This window comes from Arthrobacter sp. YN (assembly GCF_002224285.1).
Lineage (GTDB): Bacteria > Actinomycetota > Actinomycetes > Actinomycetales > Micrococcaceae > Arthrobacter.
Map to the genome: position 1 here is coordinate 2,617,788 of NZ_CP022436.1, position 15,637 is coordinate 2,633,424.

General features: G+C 63.1%; 13 protein-coding genes and 1 pseudogene. 5 read left to right on the plus strand and 9 right to left on the minus strand.

All coding sequences use genetic code 11. From position 1 onward, the window contains the following. Positions 1–11: 11 nt before the first annotated feature. The 6 genes and pseudogenes from CGK93_RS11825 to CGK93_RS11850 form a co-directional block, all read right to left on the minus strand. Positions 12–1,025 carry a fumarylacetoacetate hydrolase family protein gene (locus CGK93_RS11825; RefSeq protein ID WP_089594995.1) on the minus strand — a complete coding sequence of 338 codons (1,014 nt, stop codon included), beginning with the start codon at positions 1,023–1,025 and terminating at the stop codon, positions 12–14. A gap of 10 nt (positions 1,026–1,035) precedes the next feature. After that, positions 1,036–2,112, minus strand: a complete 1,077-nt coding sequence (locus CGK93_RS11830; protein ID WP_089594996.1) for an amidohydrolase family protein — start codon at positions 2,110–2,112, stop codon at positions 1,036–1,038. Next, a pseudogene (locus CGK93_RS11835) lies at positions 2,109–3,232 on the minus strand (FAD-dependent monooxygenase). The gene CGK93_RS11830 and the pseudogene CGK93_RS11835 overlap by 4 nt, the downstream one beginning before the upstream one ends. 65 nt (positions 3,233–3,297) lie before the next feature. Further along, positions 3,298–4,305 carry a cyclase family protein gene (locus tag CGK93_RS11840; RefSeq protein WP_089594997.1) on the minus strand — a complete coding sequence of 336 codons (1,008 nt, stop codon included), beginning with the start codon at positions 4,303–4,305 and terminating at the stop codon, positions 3,298–3,300. Continuing rightward, positions 4,302–5,243: a fumarylacetoacetate hydrolase family protein gene (locus CGK93_RS11845; RefSeq protein ID WP_089594998.1), complete on the minus strand. Its 942-nt coding sequence runs from the start codon at positions 5,241–5,243 to the stop codon at positions 4,302–4,304. The genes CGK93_RS11840 and CGK93_RS11845 overlap by 4 nt, the downstream gene beginning before the upstream one ends. Next, positions 5,243–6,262 (minus strand): VOC family protein, encoded by a 1,020-nt coding sequence (locus tag CGK93_RS11850; protein ID WP_089594999.1) that lies wholly within the window; start codon positions 6,260–6,262, stop codon positions 5,243–5,245. Before CGK93_RS11850 ends, CGK93_RS11845 begins: the two co-directional genes overlap by 1 nt. 259 nt (positions 6,263–6,521) lie before the next feature. Here CGK93_RS11850 and CGK93_RS11855 point away from each other — a divergent pair, with 259 nt between their 5' ends. From CGK93_RS11855 to CGK93_RS11865, 3 genes are read left to right on the plus strand one after another with little or no spacing between them, the layout of a single operon-like run. Beyond that, a complete protein-coding gene (locus tag CGK93_RS11855) occupies positions 6,522–7,733 on the plus strand; it encodes an MFS transporter (protein ID WP_089595000.1) in 1,212 nt (403 codons plus the stop codon). A gap of 29 nt (positions 7,734–7,762) precedes the next feature. Further along, a complete protein-coding gene (locus tag CGK93_RS11860; protein WP_089595001.1) occupies positions 7,763–8,731 on the plus strand; it encodes a LysR family transcriptional regulator in 969 nt (322 codons plus the stop codon). An 18-nt stretch (positions 8,732–8,749) separates the two neighbouring features. Next, positions 8,750–9,520 (plus strand): SDR family NAD(P)-dependent oxidoreductase, encoded by a 771-nt coding sequence (locus CGK93_RS11865; protein ID WP_089595002.1) that lies wholly within the window; start codon positions 8,750–8,752, stop codon positions 9,518–9,520. 32 nt (positions 9,521–9,552) lie between these two features. Here CGK93_RS11865 and CGK93_RS11870 read toward each other — a convergent pair whose 3' ends face one another. From CGK93_RS11870 to CGK93_RS11880, 3 genes are all read right to left on the minus strand, one after another. After that, positions 9,553–10,071, minus strand: coding sequence for a dihydrofolate reductase family protein (locus CGK93_RS11870; RefSeq protein ID WP_089597413.1), 519 nt, complete (start codon positions 10,069–10,071; stop codon positions 9,553–9,555). A gap of 17 nt (positions 10,072–10,088) precedes the next feature. Beyond that, positions 10,089–11,360 carry an MFS transporter gene (locus CGK93_RS11875; protein ID WP_232481294.1) on the minus strand — a complete coding sequence of 424 codons (1,272 nt, stop codon included), beginning with the start codon at positions 11,358–11,360 and terminating at the stop codon, positions 10,089–10,091. Positions 11,361–11,530: 170 nt separating this feature from the next. After that, entirely contained in the window at positions 11,531–13,441 is a 1,911-nt protein-coding gene (locus tag CGK93_RS11880; protein WP_089595004.1) for an FAD-binding monooxygenase, read from the minus strand. A 194-nt stretch (positions 13,442–13,635) separates the two neighbouring features. Between CGK93_RS11880 and CGK93_RS11885 the strand changes: the two genes are divergently transcribed. Both CGK93_RS11885 and CGK93_RS11890 read left to right on the plus strand, forming a co-directional pair. After that, complete coding sequence (locus CGK93_RS11885) at positions 13,636–14,586, plus strand: 5'-3' exonuclease (RefSeq protein ID WP_089595005.1); 951 nt, start codon at positions 13,636–13,638, stop codon at positions 14,584–14,586. A 155-nt stretch (positions 14,587–14,741) separates the two neighbouring features. Continuing rightward, on the plus strand, positions 14,742–15,320 hold the full coding sequence (locus tag CGK93_RS11890) for a Clp protease N-terminal domain-containing protein (protein ID WP_089595006.1): 579 nt from the start codon (positions 14,742–14,744) through the stop codon (positions 15,318–15,320). Positions 15,321–15,637: the final 317 nt, after the last annotated feature.

Here is a 15,637-nt window from a genome sequence, read left to right on the forward strand (position 1 = left end):
CCGCGCTTTCTTTAGTGGTTAGTGACAGTTTCCCGCACTTTCCGGCTGCCGCGGTCTTTGCTGCCTGGCCGGTTGCGGGCAGGCACCCGGGTGACGGCTTCGCGCCGTTCACCAACGGTGTTGAGAATCGAGCCGATGCCATCCACTGTCATTTCCACGGAATCCCCGGTCTTCAAGGGCGGGGGAGTCTTGGCGCCGTTCCGGCCCCATAGCTCGGCCAGGCAGCCGCTGCCGCAGGTTCCTGAACCCAGGACATCGCCTGGCCGGACCACGGAGTCCTGGGAGGCGTAGGCCACGAGCTCTGCGAAGGGCCACCCCATGTTGGACAGGAGGTCCTGGCCAATGGCCTCGCCGTTGACCTGTACCCCCATGGTGAGCGGGAGGAAACCTTGGGCGTCGTGCAGGTGCTCAAACTCATCAGCGGTCACGATCCAGGGCCCCAGGGTATTGGCGAAGTCCTTTCCTTTGCAGGGGCCAAGGCTGACTTTCATCTCCCGCCTTTGAAGGTCGCGCGCCGACCAATCGTTGAGAATGGTGTAACCGAAGATGTGCTGGTGCGCGTCCGACGCCGACAGGTTCCTGCCTTCACTGCCTGGTACGTGCCCGACGACGGCTGCGACTTCGGTCTCGAAGTCCAGTTCGCTGCACCCCGCAGGAATGCCGATCACCTCGCCGGTGCCGGTGACCGTATGCGGATTCGTGAAATAGAACGTCGGCGCTTCGTACCATTCGGCCACCACGCCCGCTACGCCGTCGATGCTCTTGCGAACGCCCTCAACATGTTCCTCGAAGGCTACAAAATCCCTGATGGTGCCCGGTAGCAGCGGTGCCAACAACTTTACGTCCCGCAAGGCAACAGGACGCACGGTCCGGCGCGTTTCCGCGGCGATGGACAGAGTCTTCTCCAGGCCGGCTTCCAGCAGGTGCTGGACGGTGCGTCCCTCAGGCAAGGCAAAGCAGTTATCGTCGTCGACGAATCCTTCCCGAGTACCGCCGTCGTGGTTCCAGCGGGCGATCTTGACCATGGTTTCTTCCTTAGGCGGTGGGGCGGGCGGTGAGGGCTGCCGCGGAGGTGATACCGAGCCGGGCGGCGTTGCCGGCAAGAATGCGGGAGGCGTCGGCGTCAGAGAGCCCGGCAGCATGAACCTCATCAACAGGGTGGTCCGAGCCCATGTCAAAGGGGTAGTCAGAGCCGAGCATCACTTGGGAAGGCCCGGCTGCTTCGATGAGCGCCGTGAGTTCGCGGGGATTATGGACCAGCGAATCGAAGAAAATCCGCTGAAGATAGGACGACGGCGGTTTGGCGCACCGCCGCGCTTCGGGCCGGACCTTCCAGGCATGGTCCGAACGGCCGATCGTGGTGGGAAGGTAACCCCCACCATGGGCGGCGAGGACCTGCAGCTCCGGGTAGCGGTCCAGGACCCCGCTGAAGATGAGGTGGGACAGGGCCACGGCGTTCTCGGCGGGCTGGGACACGGTGTTGGCAAGGTAGAACCGGTCAAGACGTTCGTCCAGGGAACAACCGAACGGATGCAGGAAAACCAGGGCGCCCAGTTCTTCCGCCCGGCTCCAGAAGGGTTCCAACCGGGGATCGGACAGCTCTATGGTGGTGCGCTCCGCATCGCCGGGCGTACCGGCGAACGATCCGATCTCCACACCCTGCAGGCCGCACTCCCCAACGGCGTGCTCCAGCGCTTCGACCATGAGATGGGGATGCTGCAATGGAACCAGTCCGAGTCCGTTCAACCGGTCCGGCGCCCTGTCGACGAGCTCACGAACTGCCTCATTTGCCTGCTTGGCCAACGTCATTGCGAGCTCCGCACCGGCAAAATAATAGAAATGCGACGGCGACGGGGAGACCAGTTGGACATCCACGCCTTGGGCGTCCATGTCTGCCAGGCGTCGGTCGAGGTCAGTGAGCTGTTGCCACCGCTCCTTGATCATGGCGCCCGAGGTGGCCATGGATTCAGGCCCGTTCCTCAGGACTTCCAAGTCCTGGAGCGCCGCAAATCCGTCCGGGTCACCTTCCGCCACTGCTTGCTGGAGGGCCGGAATGAGGACGTGCGCGTGGACATCGATGACGGGTTGGTGGTCTGTAGCAAGGGTGTTCACGCGGGTTCCTTCAGCATGGTGGACAGAGAATTCATGAGTCCGGGCACATCGGCGTCCCGGACGCCGTCCAGCATCCACTGGCCCAACTGGACGGACGCCTGCACCACGGCAGTCGCCCTCTCCAAGCGTCGATCCGTGAACTCTTTCCACAAGGTCTCGGTGAGGTGGTCGGCGGAGATCAGGAGTTCCGCAAGCACCGCGGCATCTTCCAAGGCCATGGCGGCCCCTTGGGCAACCGTCGGAGGGCAGCTGTGGGCAGCGTCCCCGATGATGACGGTGCGGCCGCGATTCCAGGGCCCTTCCACCAGGTGCGAGGTGAACCATGTGTAATTGATGCGGGCGCTGTGGTCCAGGTTGTCCCGGATTTCGTTCCACGGGCCACCGTAGGCTGCAGCAAGTTCTGCCATGACCTGGGGCCGTCTTCATGCCTGCGTTCCTGCGCCTTTTCCACGAGGTAGGCGTAAATGGTGTCCGGTCCGGTGGGGCAATAGCCGGCAATGAAGCAGGGGCCGCCGTAGGTGAGGTCGGTCCGGACTACGTCTTCGGGACGTTCGACGAAAGCCCGCCAAATGCCCATGCCGGTGGGTTTAGGCTCGACGTCGATGCCGATCGCTGTACGGACTGCGGAATGGAGTCCGTCAGCGCCTATGAGCAAATCGTAGGAGGCACTGGCGCCATCGGCCGTGCGGACGGTGACGGCGCCGCCGTCGTCCGCTATGTCGGTGACTGTTTTGCCGTAGCTGATCCGGGCGCCGGTTCGTTGGGCCCGGTCCCGGAGGATGGCAGTCAAGTCTGGCCGGTACATTCCGAGCGTTGCCGGAAGATCGTCGCCGCCGGTCCGGATGTCCTCCAGGACTGCGATCACTGTGCCGGCGGGGTCGGGGGCGCGCAGGCCAAGGGTGCTGAAGGCGTACCCTTTCGCCTGCACCTGATCCCAAACACCCAGGTCGCGGAGAATTCGCAGGGCGTTGCCTTGAAGCGTGATCCCGGAACCCAGTGCTTGCGGCTCTGCGGCCTTCTCCAGGACCTCCACCTCGACGCCTGCGTCGGCCAGGAGGATGGCGGCAGTAAGCCCTGCGGCTCCCGCTCCGACGATTCCGACCCTCTGTACTGCTGCCATCTGAAGACTCCTTTGTGTCGACGGCGTTACTGCCTATTGTGCTGCGTGCGGTGGTAGACGGGGTGTCAGCGGACCGCGATGGGATTGACCGGCGAGCCCACAGCCCCGGTGATGGGTAGCGGTGCGGCAGTGAGCATGAAGTCATACCTGCCATCCGCGGCGCACGCGTGGGCCAGTGCGTCTGGATCCCACATTTCCCCCAGGAACAGCCCAAGGTTGGGAATGGCGATCTGGTGCAAGGGCTGGAACGCGCCCTCAAACTCGTTGGGCCTCACTTCGAAGCCCCAGGTATCCGTAGCGACTCCGGCGATTTCCGAGGTGTGCAGCCATTCGGCGGTGCTGAAGGACAAGCCCGGCGCGGACCCGCCGGCGTAGTCGCCCCACCCGTCGCGGCGGACGCGGGTGTACTGGCCTGTGCGGATCACCACGATGTCGCCACGGCGGACAGCAGAGGTGGGGCCTTGACGTTCAATGGTGCGTTCCAGGTGTTCCGGAGTGATCGCGAAACCGTCGGGCAGTTCACCATCGGACCGTCCCAGGTCCGGACCGAGTGCACGGCCGACGTCCAGCAGCACGCCGCGGGTGACGATTTTGGCCGCGGCGGTTTCGATTCCGGTGACGAGGTCGCCCTCGGAGGTGACCACATCCCCGGCTGCGCGGCCGTTCCAGGCTTTGCCACGATCAAAGATATGGCCCAGCCCGTCCCACTGGGTGGAGCACTGCAACGGCATGGCAATGACGTCATCGGCGCCGCCGAAGCCGTGGGGGAAACCTTGGTTGCCCCGCTCGGCGTCCACACCGGTGTCCGTCATGGTGTGCACGGGATTGGTCCGGCGACGCCACCCCTTCTGGGGGCCGTTGGTGTCGAAGGGCTGGGACAGGGAAAAGGCCTCGCCGGTGGTGACCAACGCCGCGGCTTCCACGCGCTTAGCCGCATCAATGAAGTTCAACGTACCGAGCACGTCGCCTTCGCCCCAGCGGCCCCAGTTGTTGTACTGCTTGGCGGCGGCCACAATACTGGCCAGCGGGTCATTGCGCTGGATCAGGGAAACGTTCACGGCATCGGTGGTCACTGTTCGTCCTTGCAGTGGATCACTTGGGTGCCCAGCCCGGTGATGGTGCCTTCCATGACGTCCCCGTCCTGCAGGAGCCGTCCCCAGTGCTGGCCATTACCGGCAGGGCTGCCGGTCAACACGAGGTCGCCTGGCTTCAGCGGCATTGTCTGGGAAGCTTCGCTCACCAGTTTGGCGACGCCGAAGATCATGTCCTGGGTGGACTCGTCCTGCATGGCTTTGCCGTTGAGCTTCAGTGTGACCTGGACGTCCTGTGGATCACCGAAGAACTTGGCTGGCACCAACAGGGGACCGGTGGGCAGGAAGCCCGGTGCGTTCTTGGCGCGATACCAATCCGAACCAATGGCGGGCATGTCCTTGCGGAATACGTACTCGCGCGTGGTGATGTCATTGACCATGGTGTAGCCAAAGACATATTCAAGGGCCTCTTCGGGGTTCACCCGGAAAGCTTCTTTACCGATCACGGCCGCGAGCTCCAGCTCCCAGTCGTGGGACTTGCTGTACCCCGGCAGGGTCAGGTCGTCCGTAGCGGAGGCAATCGCCGTCGGGAGGCCAATGAAGAAGTACGGTGTGCCCTGACCTGCGCGCTGGTCCATCATGGCAGCGGTCTTGGTGCGAACCTCCTCGGCGTCCTGGCCAGCTTCGCGGTGGGCCACAGCGAGGTCGATCACGTGCTTGCGGTAGTTGGCCCCGGTTTGCAGCACCTGCACGGGTTCCACGGGAGCAAGGACCTCGACGCCGGACAACGCCAGGCCAGTTTCGTCGCCCGCCGAGGCAGCCAAGGCGTCCAGTTCGCTTTCGGTGGTGTCCCAGTGCTGGATGAGCGAGTTGATGTCACCGTCCAGGGGCAGGACACGTTCTCCCACCACAAGACCGGTTTTGGGTTTGGTGTCTCCGGACTCCTGGAAGCGGATCAGTGCGTAGTTTGGCTGCGTCATTAGCCGCGGCCCTGCTTTGCGTAGGGGTTCAGGAGGGCTTCCTTCATCTCGGCGGAGGCACCCTCCTCCGTGGCGGTGAAGCCCTCGGCTGGCGGGAAGGATTCTGTCATGGAGTGCGGCATGGCACCGTTCTTGTAGAAGTTGTTGGAGCCTTCGGACGGCTTCCAGGTGCTGGCTTCCCAGTCCGGGACGTAGTTGCGGTACCCGCCTGAGTTCAGCTCTACCCGCAGGCCTGACGGATCGCGGAAGTACAGGAAGTTCTGCTCGCCCACGCCGTGGATGGAGGGACCGTATTCCATGGGGGTGCCGTTTTCCATCATGACGTCGGCGGTGCGGAGCAAGTCCTCGGTGGCGTCCACCCAGAAGGCGATGTGGTTGACGCGGCCGCCACGCTGGGATGTGTCCAGGACAACTCCGAGGTCGTGGGACTTCTCGTTGGTGGTCAGTACTGAGAAGACCGTGATGGGGGCTTCATCCAGATCTACGAAGGCCATGACGCGGAAGCCGAGAGCTTCGTTGTACCACTGGGCGAATCCCCGGACGTCGGAGGCAGCCACCGTGACGTGGTCCAGGAAACGGGGAGCGGCTGCGTGGCTGCTGCGGCGCTCGGGACGGTCCGGATAGGTGGATTCGAAGCCGGGCTCTGCAACGAACTTCTCAACGTCATAAAACAGGCGCATGTGGTGGCCGTAGGGACCGGTGAACTCGTAGGCCTTGCCAAAGCCGTGACCGCTGGCAGTCCACGTGCCCTGCACACCGGTTGCTTCAACACGGGCTGCTGCTGCTTCGAGTGCGGCCTGGGAGTTGGTGCGCCACGCCATCCGGCCCAAGGATGCTTCGGGGCCTTCAGTGATGACCAGGCTGTAGCGGTAGTAATCGCCCCAGCAGCGAAGGTAGACGTTGCCATCCACGCGGTCGATGATGCGCATGCCGAACTTCTCCTCGTAGAACCGTGCCGAGGCTTCGACGTCCGGAGCGGTGATCTCGAGGTGGGCAAGATGGGAGAGGGGAGTTTCCACGATGAATTCCTTCTATGTACTGATGGCTCGGACAATTCTCTGCAGGTCCTGTAACCACCATGAGCCACATCACGTATCCGGAGAAGGGCAAGTATCTGATAGGAGCTATCCGTCAAACAAATAGTGCGGCTATCAGCCGCATGAATACCAGCTATACCCAAACAGCTATTCTCCGATGGAGTGAGGCTTGTCACAGTGAGGGGATCCCCTCGGCGACCCTGCCGGTACCAGGGACTCTTCAACGGCGAAGGAACACCCCATGAGCATCATTGATCCCACTGCGCTTGCGTCGCGCAGTCCGGTCCCCATCCGGGATGCGGGCAAGGCGCAAGCTGCACTTCTTGTCGCCGGCAGCTGCATGCCGGTCCTGGGCGCCGTCTTGCTGGCACCTGTCCTGCCCACCCTGAACCAGGTTTTCGCGGAGACCGCGGGAGTCGCCATTCTTGTGCCGCTGGTCCTGACGCTTCCAGCGCTGTTCGTGGCCCTGTTTTCACCCCTGGCAGGCTACGTCGCTGACAGGATGGGCCGTAAGCAGTTGTTGATCTACGCCATGCTGGCCTACGCACTCTTTGGCACGGCACCTCTATGGCTGGACACCCTCGAGTCCATTGCTGTCTCACGGATCGGCGTAGGTATTGCGGAGGCAGCCATCATGACGTGCTGCACAACCCTGATCACCGACTACTACGCGGGGCAGCAACGGAACAAATACCTGGGCCTCCAAACCATGGTGAGCGCACTGGCTGCCACGGCATTCTTTGCGCTGGGTGGCGCCTTGGGCAGTATCAGCTGGCGGACGCCCTTCTGGCTGTACGCAGTCAGCGCCGTCCTGGTGGTCCCCATGATCTTCAAGCTCTGGGAACCAGCCAAGAGCCAAGCCATGGGCCTGGCAGCGAAACAGCCGGTGCCCTGGCGTCAGATCGGTGCACCTGCTGCTGTGACACTGTTTGGCGGCATTGTGTTCTACGCGTTGATCGTCCACCTGCCCTACGTCATCACAGGGCTCGGCGTCCAGGATGCCGCCCTCATCGGCGGTGCGGCAGCGGTCGCTTCGCTTGCAACGGCTGCAGGGGCCATCTCATTCCGGTTCCTGGCCAAGCTGGGCACCCGAAAACTGTTGGCAGGCGCTTTCGGCCTCGCCGCCGTCGGGCTCTGCGTTGTTTCCGTGGCGGGCAGCGTTCCGGTGGCCGTCCTGGGAGCAGTGATCGCCAGTGCGGGCACGGGTGTTTTGTTGCCGACGCTGCTGACGTGGGCGGTCAACGGACTGGACTTCTCCCAGCGCGGCCGGGGCACCGGTATCTGGACCGGAACGTTGTTCATTGGCCAGTTCCTGACGCCTATAGTCCTGGGCACGACAGCCGCTGCTCTGGGCAACCTGGGCCTTGCGCTCGGGGCGCTGGGTCTGGCGTGCGCGCTGGCGTTGCTGGCTGTGCTGATTCGTGGGCCGCGGCTGGTACCGGTCAGCCACTGATGAAGGCCGTGGCTGGATAACCTAGGAGGATGAAGAACCTGGACCTCAACCTGTTGCCCCAATTGCAGGTGCTGTTGGAACTGCGGAACGTTTCCCGGGCGGCCGAGCGGCTCCAACTCAGCCAGCCGGCAACCAGTGCAGCCATGGCCAGGCTCAGGCGGCATTTCGACGACGAACTCCTGGTGCGTCATGGCCGCACGTACGATCTCACACCCTTTGCGCAGTCGTTGGTCCCGCTGGTGGATGAAGCCATGCTTCACGTCCAGCGGGCCACGCGTGTCCGGTCCGGCTTCGATGCCACCACAAGCGAACGGGAGTTCGTCATTGCGGCTTCCGATTATGCAGCGGCCCTCATTGTGGGGCCGCTGCGGGGCATCCTGCAGCAGGAAGCACCACGCGTGGTGGTGGACTTCGTTCCGACCTCCGGACTTGAGGGCACCATGGCCGAATATTCCAAGATGGACCTGTTGGTGGGGCCTACTGGTTATAAGATGCAAGGCGACTCCAAGCAGCTGTTCCGTGACAGTTTTGTGGCAGTGGTCGATGCCGCGAATCCTTTGCTCCAGCTGCCCGCCATGACGTTGACGGATCTTATTGGCGTCCCGCACGCGGTGGGGTACTTTGGCGAGGGGATCAGCACCCCGGCTGACAAACTTTTTGAGTCCCGGGGCGTTCGACGGCGGGTGGCAGCGACAGTGGCAGGCTTCCTGTCCCTGCCCCTCCTGGTTGAGGGTACGGACTTGGTGGCCTTGGTGCCGAGGATGCTGGCGTCCAGGGCCCAACGCGGGGCAAGGATCGAGGTTCTGGAGTTCACCGGAGACCTGGAGGCCTCCTTGGTCGAGGCAATGTATTGGCATCCATCACAGACCGAAGACCCAGCCAACGCCTGGCTGAGGTCAGTGGTTCAGCGGGCCTGTTCGCAACTGCACGCTCTTTTCCCGGTGACGGCACATCCCATACCCGTCGCAGCCACCGATCCCATTGGGGCGGATGGGTGATGCTGTGGACGCAACATCATGCTTGATATGACAGACGCAGTGGTGGTGATCACGGGCGCCAACGGCGGCCAGGGCCTGGCCGAAACCCTGATGCTGGCCGCTTCCGGGGCAACCGTGCTCGCGGCAGACCTGACCGCGGAGCCTTCCGCAGCCTTGAAGGCAGCAGCCGCTTCACACCCGGACCGCATTCTCTACCGCCAACTCGATGTCACTGAGCCAAGCGGGTGGGCGGACTTGGCGGACTTCCTCCGAGACGAACATGCCCGGGTGGACGGCCTGGTCAACAACGCCGGCATCACCCGACGCAGCCGCCTGCTCGAGGCAACGCCGGCCGATCTCGCCGCGGTATCGGATGTGAACGTTACTGGGGCGCTGCTGGGAATACAGGCCTGCGTTCCGTTGATGAAGCCCGGGGCTTCCATCGTCAATGTTGGCTCAGTGGCGGCCCTCAGCGGGCATTACCCTGTTGCCTACACCGCCAGCAAATGGGCGCTGCGGGGGCTTACCATCGCCGCCGCAACGGAACTCGGGCCACAGGGCATCCGGGTGAACTCGGTTCATCCTGGATTTATCGAGACGCCCATGACATCCGGAGCCAACCCGGCTTTCAGGGAAGCCAGCATCGCCGAGACGCCGCTGGGGAGAACCGGGACTCCCGAGGAAGTTGCGGCCGTCGTGCTTTTCCTCCTGAGCCCAATGGCCGCTTTTGTCACGGGAGTGGACCTCCCGGTTGACGGTGGACAGAGCAGCCACGGCGGAGCGAAATCAATCTCAGATGCGCTGCGTTGACCGATAACACGAGGCCGGCCGCCGTTGAACTCCTAGGTCCCCGGGCCCCCCAACCGGTAGTTCAACAGGACGATTCCGGACGGGTAATGACGGCACTCCATGAGTTCCAACTTCGTCCACTGACCCACCCGGCCGAAGAACGGAATGCCACCGCCCAGGATGACGGGGATCACGGAAATACCCAGCTCATCGATCAAACCCTGCTCGATGAATTCCGTCACCAACTCACCGCCGCCAAACAGGCAGATGTCTTTGTCCCCGGCAATGGTTTCCTTGATACGCGCAACCAGTTCCCGCAGATCGCCGGAGAACAGTTCCGTAGTGCCCTTGGTAGCGAGTGTTTGATGGTGGGTGACCACATACGTTGGGACCTTGGACACCCCGCCGCCCATCGCTGATACCTCACGGTAGGTGTTGGCCCCCATGATGTAAGCCCCGGTCCTGCGCTCGGTGGCTTCAAATCCGTAGTCTTCGTCCCTGGCCATGGCATCGTTCAGCCATGAAAGATCGCCGCCCTCTGAGGCGATGTATCCGTCCAAGCTGGAGGCCATGCCCCCGAACACCTTACTCACGGCAAGGATTCGGTGTCCGGGGCGGTTTCAGTTGTGACGGCCGTGTCCGCCGCTGCGCCTTGCTTCCGGCTTGCCAGCAGGAACGGCACCGCGATCAGCTCGATCACGCCGGCCACAGCCAAGGATGCTGGATAGCCGTAAAGATCAGCTCCCCGGCCAAGGAGTGGCTGGATGACCACGCCACCGCTGGAACCCATCAGCGAATCGAAACTGAGTACGGTGGCCCGTTGCTTAGACGGGATCATGTCATTGATGTACGCCTGTCTGACCGGTGTGGCGGCGGAACCCACTACGCCCCACAGGGCCAGCAGCACCAAGGCAAGCCAGAAGTTGCGGGTGAACCCGAGGATCAGCAGGATGACGGCACCCACCAGGCCACCAAGAATCAGGACGGACGTGCGTTTGTGGAACAGTGTGCGTGCGTGGGGAGCGAGCCAGCCGCCCAGGATCTGCGAACCAGCCACGATGGCCGCGGCCAGTCCGGCAATGGAGTAGGCGCGCGGGTCGCCGAACAGATCAAGCAGGAACGGCTGAAGGGCGTAGAAGACATAGATTCCGACGCCGGCGCTGAACGGTGCGGCGAGCATCACGTAGCGTACAGGCGGGTTTTTCAAGCCGTTGTCAATGGAAGCAGCAAGCACTGCGCGAGTAGCGCGAAGGGGGTGCGTCGAGCGTTCAGGTGAGAACCCGACGTCGTGCATTAAGGCGAACGCCACCGCAAACATCGCTGCCAAAACAGCAACCCGGAGGATGAACGGCACCCCGAGATTGCTTGCCTGGGCTATGACGCCGCCGGCCACGGAGCCGAGCAACATGGCCACGCCTTGCACCATCTGCCCCCGGCCCAGCACGCTCTCGAGCCCGCCTTCGTAACCCGAGAAGCGCAAAGCGTCCACAAGCCAGGCCTCCACAGCCCCGGAGAAGAAAGTGAAACCCAAGCCCAGCAGGACGGACACCACCGCCCACATCCAGAACGGCGCCGAGATCTGCCACAGCACAAAGTACAGGTAGGTGGAAGCGGCCAGTGTCACCGTGCCCAACAAAAAGGAAACCCTTCGGCCCCAACCGTCGGCGATGACCCCGGTAGGAACTTCGAAGAGAACCATGCCTGCTGTGAAGAACGCATTGGCGGCGAATGCCTCAAGGTTGCTCAGCCCGGCATCAAGCAGGAAGAGAGTATTGATCCCCCAGATGAAAGAGGCAGCAATGGTGTTTCCCAGCGTCAGCGTGAGGTAGACACGTTGAATCTTCTGGGCTTCCTCGTTCACCTTGCCCACCTGCACCATCGACCGAGGGCCTTTTGGGCGGCCAAGTCCGCCTGCAACCCATACTGATCGCCCATAGAGCCGTTCTACGCCGAAGCCACCGCGAATACCAGACCACCGAGAAACTGCCGGTGGCCTTCGAGTCCACCGGCAGTTTTCCAACGTGGAAGCTTCTACGCCTGGACGAGCCCCGCGCCAGGGTGAGAAGCCAACAGCGGCGCAAAAAACCCGCCAAGTTCGGCCGTCGCGGTCAGCGGCAGCACGTTGGCAACGTACTGGTCCGGGCGGACCACCACAACGACGCCGTCCCGGCTGAGTCCGCGCAGGTCGAAGATGTCGTTGTTGGGGTCGGCACCGAACACTTTTTCGAGGTAGGTGAGCTTGAAAGGTCCCACCGTGGGTTTGAAGGCCGCGGGTACGGCGTTGATGTCCACGTTGGTGTGGTCTTGCTGGTAGATCACCTTCACGTCGAACCAGGCGTCGCGGTCCGAGTCCGACGGCGTCGCGGCCAGGGGCGATTCCGGTGAGTTCGCGATCCACTCGGCGAAGTCGGCTACCGGACCTGGGCTGCCCGCCTGCGCAGTGTCGGCGAAGACGTAGATGCGCCAGCGGCCGTCTGCTTTGGCGTGGTGACCAAGGTGCATGGGGTTGGTGTCGCAGACGCGGAGGACTGGCGCTGATTTGAAGCGCTTACCGACGGGGAAGCCGGTGGCGAGCTCCTGGTGCCGGGCCTCGGCAACCAGCATGGACGGGGCGTACTGGGTCATGAAGCCGGCCGGGAATTCGGCGGTGCTGGTGTAGAAGGTCTCCAGTTCGGCGGGGTCTTCGAACTCTTCGGGTTTCTTGGCCATCAGTGTGGACCATTGCTTGTCGAAGTCGATGAGGTTCTTGGCCACCACCTGGCGTTCGGCCGAGTAGCTGTCCAGCAGGCTTTCGGGGCTGCGGCCTTCCAGCACGTGGCCGAGTTTCCAGCCGATATTGAAGCCATCCTGCATGGAGACGTTCATGCCTTGGCCGGCTTTGGCGCTGTGGGTGTGGCAGGCGTCGCCGGTGATGAACACACGTGGCGTGCGGGTACCGCGCTCCTCCGGCAGAACGTCGTCGAACCTGTCCGTGAGCCTATGGCCAACCTCGTACACGCTGTGCCAGGCGACGTTGCGGACATCCAGGGTGTAGGGGTGGAGGATCTCGTTGGCCTTGCCGATGATCTGCTCGATGGTGGTTTTCCGCACGGCGCCTTTGTCGTTGGGATTAACTTCGCCCAGGTCCACGTACATGCGGAACAGGTGGCCACCTTCGCGGGGGATCAACAGGATGCTGCCACCGCCGCCGGACTGGATGGCGCACTTGGTGCGGATATCCGGGAAATCGGTGACGGCGAGGACGTCCATGACACCCCAGGCGTGGTTGGCCTGGTCGCCGGCGAGGTGGCAGCCGATGGACTCGCGAACCTTGCTGCGGGCACCGTCAGCGCCCACCACATATTTTGCGCGGATAGTGCGCTCCCGGCCTTCATGGGGACCGGACGTATGGGCCAGTGTGACGGTGACAGGGTAGTCGCCGTCACCGGTGACCTTGAGGCCCTGGAATTCGTAGCCGTAGTCCGGCGTCATTCGTGCGGGGGAGTTGGCCATGAACTCGGCAAAGTAGTCCAGCACTCGGGCCTGGTTCACAATCAGGTGCGGGAACTCACTGATCCCCGCGGGATCATCCACTGCCCGGGCAGCCCGGACAATGCGGGAGTGGTCGGCCGGGTCCGGCTTCCAAAAAGCCATCTCGGTGATGCGGTAGGCCTCCGCGATGATGCGCTCGGCAAACCCGAATGCCTGGAAAGTCTCGACGCTGCGGGCTTGAATGCCGTCGGCCTGGCCGATGGCGAGCCTGCCGGGACGACGCTCCACAATGCGGGTTGTGACGTCAGGAAATTGTGACAGCTGCGCCGCGGTCAGCATTCCGGCAGGGCCGGTGCCCACTATGAGGACGTCGACTTCGTCGGGCAGCTCGGTGGGGCGGTTGATGCCGACACCGGCGGCCGGTTCGACTCGCGGGTCACCGGATACGTAACCGTGGTGGTGAAACTGCACGGGCTTTCCTCACTTCTTTGTGGGCAATCAATCGCTGTAGTTTTGTGGGCAGTCAATCGCTGTAGTGTTCGATAATAGAACAGGGTGTTCTATTATCGCTCACACAATAGTAATGCCGCTCACAGTAGTCTTCAAGTGTTTGCAGTGACTCACCACCGGATCTGCCGGAACTTCCCGCCCAAAGGTCTGCAGACATGTCAGGATCAGGTATGCCGCGACTGATGCTTTTGGACACTGCCTCGTTGTACTTCCGCGCCTTCTACGGCGTGCCTGATTCCATCCGCCGATCCGACGGAACGCCCGTGAACGCAGTGCGGGGGCTCATGGATATGATCGCCCGCCTCACCACCGACTACGAAGCCACGCACCTGGTCGCCTGCTGGGACAACGATTGGCGCCCGCAATGGCGAGTGGACCTGATTCCCAGCTACAAGTCGCACCGGGTCGCGGAGGTCGTTCCAACTGGTCCCGATGTAGAGGTCGTCCCGGACCCGCTGGAGGCGCAGATTCCCATGATCCGGCGCGTACTTGACCTCGCCGGGATCGCTGTTGTGGGCGTTGACGCGCATGAGGCTGATGACGTCATAGGGACCTACGCGAGCCAGTCCCGGATGCCGACAGATGTGGTCACCGGCGACCGCGACTTGTTCCAGTTGGTCGATGATGACCGTGGGGTCCGCGTCATTTACACAGCACGCGGCATGAAGAATCTGGAAGTCCTCACCGACGTCGTTGTGGTGGGCAAGTACCGTGTGCTGCCCCAGCAATATGCCGACTTCGCAACACTCCGGGGCGATGCCTCCGACGGACTGCCCGGCGTTGCCGGCATTGGAGAAAAGACGGCGGCGTCATTGCTTGGCGAACATGGGTCATTGGAAGGCCTGCTTGAGGCGGCGGAAGCTCCCGACGGCGGGTTGTCCGCTTCTGTGCGCGCCAAGCTGTCCGCGGCGGTGGACTACCTCAAGGTGGCGCCCGCCGTCGTAAATGTGGTGCGCGACTTGGAAGTGCCGACGCTTGATGAAGCCGGTGCTGAGTTGCGTCCCGTCACCGGAGACGCGCGCACGGAACTTGAACAGCTGGCGACAGAGTGGAATTTGGGTGGATCGGTCAAGAGGCTGCTGGAGGCGCTGGACCGCGTCCGCTGAGGACACTCCTCACAGGCTCCGGTTCACTTTCACAGCCGAATGACAGGTTCGGAACAGCCCAGGCTGTGGTGGGTCTCTCATCGTGATAAGGAGGACGGAACCATTGACCGTCCCTCAGACACCAGCCGTACCGACGGCTCATTGAGGAGAGGCACATGTCGAAAGTCAAGAGAATCACGCTGGGCGTAGCAGCCGGAGCGCTGGCATTGGGCGCGGGCTTGGGCGCGACGAGTATCGCGACGGCGGCCACCACGCCGACGCCGAGCGCCACGGCGTCCCCAAACGGCACATCGTCAGCGGAAGCAACCACCCCTTCAGACCGGAGCGGAAAGCCGGGCGGACACGGACGCGATCGGGGACAGATGGCCGCTGAGCTGGCAACCAAGCTCGGTGTGGATGAGGCTAAGGTCACCGAAGCTTTGAAGGCGTTCCGTGAGGCCAACAAACCCACCACGCCGCCTGCCGAAAGAACAGACGGAACCGAAGGAACCAAGCCGGACCGGACGGAGCAGGACGCGGCACTGGCCAAATCGCTTGCTGCCGCCTTGGGCGTCGACGAAGCCAAGGTCACCACGGCACTGGAAGAAATCCGGGCCGCGGGCCAAGCGGAACGCTCCGCTGCACTGAAATCCAAGTTGGACAAGGCGGTTACGGACGGCAAACTGACCCAGGCAGAGGCAGACGCCGTGACCAAAGCCGTGGAGGCTGGAGTCATTGGGGGAGGCGGCCGCTGACACTGCCAAGCTGACCAGTTGACCGGCTGAAGCAAGGGATCCCCCGGGCGGTATCCGGGGGATCCCTTGTGATCTGGTCCGTACCTTGCTGGACGCACTTGAGTTGTGCTCGAACGCCGCCGAACGTACTGCGTTGGAGCGAAAGATCGCCGAACTGGCCGAGCAGTGAGGGCCTCACGCCAATACGGCAGGGCCGCTTGAAGCAAGCCTGAAACGCCGGTGCCCGAGGACTGTCGCGCTTAATGTGGCTCTAGCCAGCGCCTTTGCCACCCAGGAATCGGGCCGGGCCAGACATGGGGTCAGGACATCACATACGG

Excerpts from the sequence above, each read along its gene's own strand:
- CGK93_RS11825 (WP_089594995.1), bottom strand. The coding sequence starts at position 1,025 with ATGGTCAAGATCGCCCGCTGGAACCACGACGGCGGTACTCGGGAAGGA.
- CGK93_RS11845 (WP_089594998.1), bottom strand. The coding sequence starts at position 5,243 with ATGACGCAGCCAAACTACGCACTGATCCGCTTCCAGGAGTCCGGAGAC.
- CGK93_RS11855 (WP_089595000.1), top strand. The coding sequence starts at position 6,522 with ATGAGCATCATTGATCCCACTGCGCTTGCGTCGCGCAGTCCGGTCCCC.
- CGK93_RS11860 (WP_089595001.1), top strand. The coding sequence starts at position 7,763 with ATGAAGAACCTGGACCTCAACCTGTTGCCCCAATTGCAGGTGCTGTTG.
- CGK93_RS11865 (WP_089595002.1), top strand. The coding sequence starts at position 8,750 with ATGCTTGATATGACAGACGCAGTGGTGGTGATCACGGGCGCCAACGGC.
- CGK93_RS11870 (WP_089597413.1), bottom strand. The coding sequence starts at position 10,071 with ATGGCCTCCAGCTTGGACGGATACATCGCCTCAGAGGGCGGCGATCTT.
- CGK93_RS11885 (WP_089595005.1), top strand. The coding sequence starts at position 13,636 with ATGTCAGGATCAGGTATGCCGCGACTGATGCTTTTGGACACTGCCTCG.
- CGK93_RS11890 (WP_089595006.1), top strand. The coding sequence starts at position 14,742 with ATGTCGAAAGTCAAGAGAATCACGCTGGGCGTAGCAGCCGGAGCGCTG.